This window comes from Asanoa siamensis (genome assembly GCF_016862555.1).
GTDB lineage: Bacteria > Actinomycetota > Actinomycetes > Mycobacteriales > Micromonosporaceae > Asanoa > Asanoa siamensis.
In genome coordinates, this window is sequence record NZ_BONE01000052.1 from 52,265 (window position 1) to 59,263 (window position 6,999).

Genomic DNA, 6,999 nt, shown 5'->3' on the forward strand with positions numbered 1-6,999 from the left:
TCAGAGGTACATAGCGATCAGGGGTGGGGCCGACCGGCCCCACCCCTGATCTATGGATCTTGTTACAGGTACTGACCGGTGTTGCTGGCCGTCTCGATGGAGCGGCCGGCCTCCGTGCCCTTGCCGCCGGAGACGAGCGTGCGGATGTAGACGATCCGCTCGCCCTTCTTGCCGGAGATGCGGGCCCAGTCGTCGGGGTTGGTCGTGTTGGGCAGGTCCTCGTTCTCGCGGAACTCGTCGACGCAGGCGTCGAGCAGGTGCTGCAGGCGCATGCCCTTGCGGCCCGAGGCGAGGAACTCCTTGATCGCCATCTTCTTGCCCCGGTCGACGATGTTCTGGATCATCGCGCCGGAGTTGAAGTCCTTGAAGTAGAGGACCTCCTTGTCACCGTTGGCATAGGTGACCTCGAGGAACCTGTTCTCCTCGGACTCCGAGTACATCCGGAGCACGACCGCCTCGATCATCGCCTCGACCGTGGCGTTGGCGTCGCCGCCGTGCTCGGTCAGGTCGTCGCCGTGCAGCGGCAGGCCGGCCAGAATGTATTTGCTGAAGATGTCCTTGGCCGCCTCGGCGTCCGGACGCTCGATCTTGATCTTCACGTCGAGCCGGCCCGGCCGCAGGATCGCGGGGTCGATCATGTCCTCGCGGTTGGACGCGCCGATCACGATGACGTTCTCGAGCCCCTCGACGCCGTCGATCTCCGACAGCAGCTGCGGGACGATCGTGTTCTCGACGTCGGACGAGACGCCGGAGCCGCGGGTGCGGAACACCGAGTCCATCTCGTCGAAGAACACGATGACGGGCGTGCCCTCGCTGGCCTTCTCACGGGCCCGCTGGAAGACCAGGCGGATGTGCCGCTCGGTCTCACCGACGTATTTGTTCAGCAGCTCCGGACCCTTGATGTTGAGGAAGTAGCTGGTGTGCTTCTCCTCGCCACGCCGCTCGGCGATCTTCTTCGCCAACGAGTTGGCGACCGCCTTGGCGATCAGGGTCTTGCCGCAGCCGGGCGGACCGTAGAGCAGGATGCCCTTCGGCGGCCGCAGCTGGTGCTCGCGGAACAGGTCGGCGTGCAGGAACGGCAGCTCCACCGCGTCCCGGATCGCCTCGATCTGGGTGTGCAGGCCACCGATGTCCTCGTAGCCGACGTCGGGGACCTCCTCGAGGACGAGCTCCTCGACCTCGCTCTTGGGGATCCGCTCGTAGGCGTACGCCGACCGGGGCTCGATCATCAGCGAGTCGCCGCTGCGCAGCGCCGATCCGATCAGGGCCTCGGCGAGGTGCACGATGCGCTCCTCGTCGGCGTGCGAGATCACCAGTGCGCGGTCGCCCGGCCCACCGGTGGGGTTGTCGAGCACCTCCTTGAGCATCACGACCTCACCGACCCGCTCGTAGCCGAACGCGTCGACCACGTTGAGCGCGTCGTTGAGCAGGACCTCCTGGCCGCGCTTGAGCTCTTCGGTGTCGATCGAGGGAGACACGGCCACGCGCAACTTGCGACCGCCGGTGAACACGTCCACCGTGCCGTCGTCGTGGCGGGTCAGGAAGACGCCATAACCGCTCGGCGGCTGTGCCAGGCGGTCGATCTCTTCCTTGAGTGTGACGATCTGGGCCCGAGCCTCTTTGAGGGTCGTGACGAGCCGCTCGTTGTTTTCGGACACTCGGGCCAGCTGCGCCTGCGTTGCCGCGAGCCGCTCCTCGAGCTGACGGACGTGTCGGGGGCTCTCCGTGAGCCTGCGCCGCACCAGAGCGAGTTCCTCTTGAAGGAACGCGACCTGGGTGGAGAGATCGTGGGTCTCCTTCTCCCACCGTGCGGCGCGCGCATCCGCGTCGTCGCTGCGTGCCACGTCCCACCTCCCCGGGGGGCTAAAAACGTTCTGTCATAACACTAACCGGTCCGACGACGATTTAGACCCAGGCAACACCCTCGTCACCGACTCTTGATCTCGTCCGGTTTGGCGTTGGTCACTCACGAACGGGTCGGAAAAGCTTCGTCGGGTACGGTCATGAACGTACGAACGTAGCTCGTGGGAGGCCCAGTGACGACTCGGACCGAGACTGATCAGTTACGCGTCTGGGTGGACCAGGACCTGTGCACGGGCGACGGGCTGTGCGTCCAGTACGCGCCGGACGTCTTCGAGTTCGACATCGACGGCCTGGCGTACGTCAAGGACGCGTCGGGAGAGCTCCAGGTGTCCCCCGGTGTCCGGGTTGACGTGCCCGAACACCTGCGGCTGGACGTGCTGGACTCGGCCAAGGACTGCCCCGGCGAGTGCATCCACGTGATGCGCGGCGACTCCGACGAAGAGGTCGCCGGGCCGGCCGCGCCCGTCGAATAAATCGGGCCGCCGTCTCACAAAGTGGGACGGCCGACCAGGGACGCGACGAGCCGGGCGAAGTCCTCGAGGCGGGCGATCTGCCCCGCTCCCCCGTCGTCGAGCGTCTTGCCGAAGCGCAGCGCGTCGTGCCGCGGCACGTGGGTGCCCTCCTCGGCGGCGCCGGCCTCGTCCATGGAGCTGAGCAGCAGGTACACGTCGATCGAGTCGGTCCGCGCCTGCCCGCTCGGCGACCGGGACAGCCGCCGGCGGCAGCCGACCTCGGTGACCGTCGACAGCGGCACCACCCGCAACGAGGACGTCATCGAGCCGGCCGGCCCGTCAGTGGGTGGGACGTCCTCGCCGTGCCAGAGGATCAGCCGGCTGCCGTCGCAGACCACGACCTCCTGCCACACGCCGTTGACCTCGTTGACGAAGCGCTCCAGCGTGAAGCAGACGACCGTGGCGCCGTTCAGGACACCGCCCAGGGCCTCCAGCGCGACGTCGGGGTCGCGCAGGTAGGCCCGGGCGGCGGAGTCCAGGTCGGGATAGGGCGACCAGTCCGGGAAGACGGCGGGCAGGTCGTTGCCGCCGCCGAACGAGGGCCGGCTCATCTCGGCTCGTCCCCGGGCCCGGGCGTGTCGCCGTCGGGTTCGGGTGCGCGGTTGGCCGCCTTGCGCAGCGCGTACGCCTCGGCGCCCTTGGAAGGTTTGCGCCGCCGCGGCGGGGCGATGACGCCCGGTGCGAGCTTGCGGGCCGAGACCAGGAAGGCCGTGTGGGCGATCATGCGGTGGTCGGGGCGGACCGCCAGGCCCTCGGCGTGCCAGTCCCGGACGAGCGACTCCCAGGCCCGCGGCTCGGTGAAGCCGCCCTTCTCGCGCAGCGCCTCGACGAGGTCGGAGAGCTGGGTGGTGGTCGCGACGTAGCCGATGAACACGCCGCCCGGCACGAGCGCCCGGGAGATCAGGTCGACCGCGTCCCAGGGCGCGAGCAGGTCGAGGATGATCCGGTCGAAGCCGGTCTCGGTGGTGCTCAGCACGTCGCCGGTGCGCAGGGTCCAGGCCGGGTGCGGACCGCCGAAGAACGCCTCGACGTTCTTGCGGGCGATGGCGGCGAAGTCCTCGCGGATCTCGTACGAGATGAGGTCGCCGGACGGGCCGACGGCCCGCAGCAGCCAACTCGCCAGGGCACCCGAGCCGGCGCCGGCCTCCAGCACCCGGGCGCCGGGGAAGATGTCGCCCATCGTGACGATCTGGCCGGCGTCCTTCGGGTAGATCACCTGGGCGCCGCGCGGCATGGACAGCACGTAGTCGGAGAGCAGCGGGCGCAGGGCGAGATATTCGGTGCCGCCGGCGGAGCGTACGACCGAGCCGTCGGGCAGGCCGATGATCTGGTCGTGGGCGAGCGCGCCGCGGTGCGTGTGGAACTCGCGGCCCGCCTCCAGGGTGACGGTGTGCATGCGACCCTTGGGGTCGGTGAGCTGGACCCGTTCGCCGATCCGGAACGGCCCGCGGTTGGCGGGGGTCGTCTCGGGCTCGGTCTGTGCGGTGGTGGTCGGGTTCACGTCCTCGTCTTTCCGTTGGGTTCCAGCAGCTGCGCCAGATCGGAGAGGCGCAGCACACCGACCACATCTTCGCCCGAAGTCACCAGATACTGCGAGCCCGGGTTCTGCTGGACCGTACTGATCACCTGATCGCCGCTCGTGCCGACCGGGATCGTGGGCACGCCGTCGATGCCCCGCGCCACGGTGTCGACCGAGACCCAGGGGCGGCGCTCCAGCGGGACGGCCTCGACCGCCGCCCGCTCGACCAGCCCGACCAGGCGGCCCGCCGAGTCGACGGTGGCCAGCGGGGCGTCCTGCCAGCCGGCGGCCAGCGCGAGCCGCTGCGCCTCGGCCAGCGGGGTGCCGCTGTGCACCCGGAAGACCGGGCGGGCGAGGCGGGCCAGGTCGATCAGCGGGAACCGGCGGCTGATCCGCGCGAACCGGATGCTCTGCCCGGCGCCCTGCCACAGGGTCAGCGCGATCAGGAGCATGAAGACCAGCCCGAAGAGGGACAGGATGTCGTAGTACGCCAGCGCGGCGACCGCGACGGCCACCGCGACCGCGAGGCCGCGGCCGACCCAGCCGGCCACCTCGGTGCCGACGTGGCGGTCCTTGGTGAACCACCACACCACGGCGCGCAGGGCCCGGCCGCCGTCCAGCGGCAGGCCGGGCAACACGTTGAAGATCGCGACGACGACGTTGCTGAACGCCACCTGAAAGCTCAGCTCGTTCCAGAGGGTGCCGTCGGGCAGGGCCAGCGTGAGGCCGACCGCGGCGCCGCCCAGGACCAGCGAGACCGCCGGGCCGGCCAGGGAGACCAGCAGGTCGACCCGCGGGTTGGGCGCGTCGCGGTCCATCTCCGTGTAGCCGCCGAGCAGCTCCAGGGTGATGCCTTTCACGCCGATGCCGAAGCGGCGGGCGGTGATCGCGTGGCCGAGCTCGTGCAGGAGCACGGAGGCCAGCAGGCAGACGACGAAGCCGAAACCGACCAGGTAGCCGGCGCCGGGGTGCAGGTCGAGCTGCTGGCGCACGAAGTTGCCGTAGAGCAGGGTGATCAGGCCCGCGAGCAGGAGGACGGAGGGATTGAGGTAGAGCGGGACACCCCAGAGGCGGCCGACCACCAGCCCGGGGCGTCGCTCGGGCCGATCGTTACCGCTCGCGTTGTCTGCCATCGGATCGATCGTATCGACACGACCCACCCACGCGGATTCGTCGTACCCCTCCTTTAGCGTCTTGGGCATGACGACGCAGGCTGTGTCCGCCGAGCCGCACGACGAGGCGCCGGTTTATCCCTCGCTGTCCCCGTCGCGTGCGGCCGATTTCAAGACCTGCCCGCTGCTCTACCGGTTCCGCACGATCGACCGGCTACCCGAGACGCCGACCCCCGACCAGGCCCGGGGCACGCTGGTGCACGCGGTGCTGGAGCGACTGTTCGACCTGCCGGCGGCCGGGCGCACGGCGGAGGCGGCCGCGGGCCTGGTGGCGCCCGAGTGGGAGCGGATGGTCGGCGAGGTGCCGGAGCTGGCCGAGCTGTTCTCCGGTGACGCGCCTGAGTTGATCTCCGACCCGGCGGTCGACGTGCGGCGGCCCTGGAGCGTCGACGACTTCCTGGCCTCGGCGCGGGGGCTGCTGTCCGGCTATTTCACCGTGGAGGACCCGCGGCGGCTCGAGCCGGCCGAGCGGGAGAGCCTGATCAGCGCCGTGGTCGACGACCAGCTGCTGATCCGGGGCTACATCGACCGGCTCGACGTGTCGCCCGACGGGGCGCTGCGGGTGGTCGACTACAAGACGGGCGGGGCGCCGCGGGAGGCCTTCGAGGCCCGGGCGCTGTTCCAGCTCAAGTTCTACGCCCTGGTGCTCTGGCGCACCCGGGGCGTGGTGCCGCGGGTGCTCCGGCTGCTCTACCTGAAGGACCAGGAGGTCTGCGACTACTCCCCCGACGCCGACGAGCTGGCCCGCTTCGAACGCACGCTGGTGGCGCTGTGGCGCGCGATCGAACGCGCGACGGAGGCCAAGGAGTTCCGGCCGACACCGAGCCGACTATGCGGGTGGTGCGCCCACCAGTCGGTGTGCCCGAGCTTCGGCGGCACGCCGCCGCCGTTCCCGGCACCCCGGCCGCGCACCGCGCAGCCGGTCGAGGTGGTCACCCCGGGGGCCGACGACTAGCCCCGCGCGGCCGTGTGCGGCAAATGCGAAGTTGGTTCGCAATGGACGGTTGCTGGATAGCCTGAGCGGAGTTGGTCACCGGCAGGCGGGGGTCCAGATGGCCAGGTGCGTCCCAGCTCGGCTCCGGCGCACGTCGGCCCTGGTGGCCGCGTCGCTCGCGGCGGTCCTCGCGGGCGGCGGCGCGGCGGCTTCCGACGGGCCACCGGAGCCGGCGCCCGGGTTCGCGTGGACGGGCTGCGAGGGGCTCGGCTCGCAGTTCCAGTGTGCGCGGGTGCCCGTTCCGCTGGACTGGTCCGAGCCCGACGGTGAGCAGATCGAGCTGGCGGTGATCCGGCACCTCGCGAGCAAACCCGACGAGCGGATCGGGTCGATGTTCCTCGACCCGGGCGGCCCGGGCCAGAGCGGGGTCGGCCTGGTCCGCGACGGCGGCGACGACCTCGACGCCTGGGGTGGCGGCCGCTTCGACCTGATCGGCTGGGACCCGCGGGGCACCAACGACAGCACGCGGGTGCGGTGCTTCACGAGCCCGGAGGCGCAGGAGGAGTTCTGGGCGGGGGTGACGGTCCCGTCGACGCGGGCCGAGTCCGAGGCCTACGCGGCCCGCGCCGCCGACCTGGCGCGGCGGTGCGGCGAGGTGAGCGGCGACCTGCTGTCGCACATCACCACCGCGGACACGGCCCGCGACCTCGACCACCTCCGCGCGCTGTCCGGCGACGAGAAGATCACCTACGTCGGGCTGTCGTACGGGACGATGATCGGCCAGACCTACGTCAACCTGTTCCCGGACAGGGTGCGGGCGCTGCTCTTCGACGGCATGGTCGACGCAGTCGACCAGACCACCAGCATCGAGACCAACGTCGCCAACGCCGTCTCGGCGGCCGACGAGGTGTTCGCGCAGTTCGTCCAGCAGTGCCAGCAGGCCGCGCCGGGTGCGTGCGCCCTGGCGGGCCACGACGAGCCGGTGGCGCGGCGGGTGGC

The 6,999-nt window shown here is 70.6% G+C and carries 7 protein-coding genes; 3 read left to right on the plus strand and 4 right to left on the minus strand.

Going from position 1 to position 6,999, the window contains the following annotated elements; translation table 11 throughout:
- Positions 1-62: 62 nt before the first annotated feature.
- On the minus strand, positions 63-1,844 hold the full coding sequence (arc, locus tag Asi02nite_RS27825) for a proteasome ATPase (RefSeq protein WP_203716879.1): 1,782 nt from the start codon (positions 1,842-1,844) through the stop codon (positions 63-65).
- A 192-nt stretch (positions 1,845-2,036) separates the two neighbouring features.
- Between arc and Asi02nite_RS27830 the strand changes: the two genes are divergently transcribed.
- A complete protein-coding gene (locus Asi02nite_RS27830; protein ID WP_203716880.1) occupies positions 2,037-2,336 on the plus strand; it encodes a ferredoxin in 300 nt (99 codons plus the stop codon).
- 14 nt (positions 2,337-2,350) lie between these two features.
- Here the strand turns inward: Asi02nite_RS27830 and Asi02nite_RS27835 are convergent, their stop codons facing one another.
- The 3 genes from Asi02nite_RS27835 to Asi02nite_RS27845 are packed head-to-tail and all read right to left on the minus strand — an operon-like array spanning position 2,351 to position 5,027.
- Complete coding sequence (locus Asi02nite_RS27835) at positions 2,351-2,926, minus strand: hypothetical protein (RefSeq protein WP_203716881.1); 576 nt, start codon at positions 2,924-2,926, stop codon at positions 2,351-2,353.
- Complete coding sequence (locus Asi02nite_RS27840; protein WP_203716882.1) at positions 2,923-3,876, minus strand: tRNA (adenine-N1)-methyltransferase; 954 nt, start codon at positions 3,874-3,876, stop codon at positions 2,923-2,925. The genes Asi02nite_RS27835 and Asi02nite_RS27840 overlap by 4 nt, the downstream gene beginning before the upstream one ends.
- Complete coding sequence (locus tag Asi02nite_RS27845; RefSeq protein ID WP_203716883.1) at positions 3,873-5,027, minus strand: site-2 protease family protein; 1,155 nt, start codon at positions 5,025-5,027, stop codon at positions 3,873-3,875. The genes Asi02nite_RS27840 and Asi02nite_RS27845 overlap by 4 nt, the downstream gene beginning before the upstream one ends.
- A gap of 67 nt (positions 5,028-5,094) precedes the next feature.
- On the opposite strand from Asi02nite_RS27845, the gene Asi02nite_RS27850 reads away from it, so the two are divergent.
- The gene (locus Asi02nite_RS27850; protein WP_203716884.1) at positions 5,095-6,021 is read left to right on the plus strand and encodes a RecB family exonuclease; all 927 of its coding nucleotides are present in this window, start codon (positions 5,095-5,097) and stop codon (positions 6,019-6,021) included.
- Positions 6,022-6,118: 97 nt separating this feature from the next.
- Positions 6,119-6,999 (plus strand): alpha/beta fold hydrolase (locus tag Asi02nite_RS27855; RefSeq protein ID WP_203716885.1); only part of this gene is annotated, 881 nt, incomplete at its 3' end.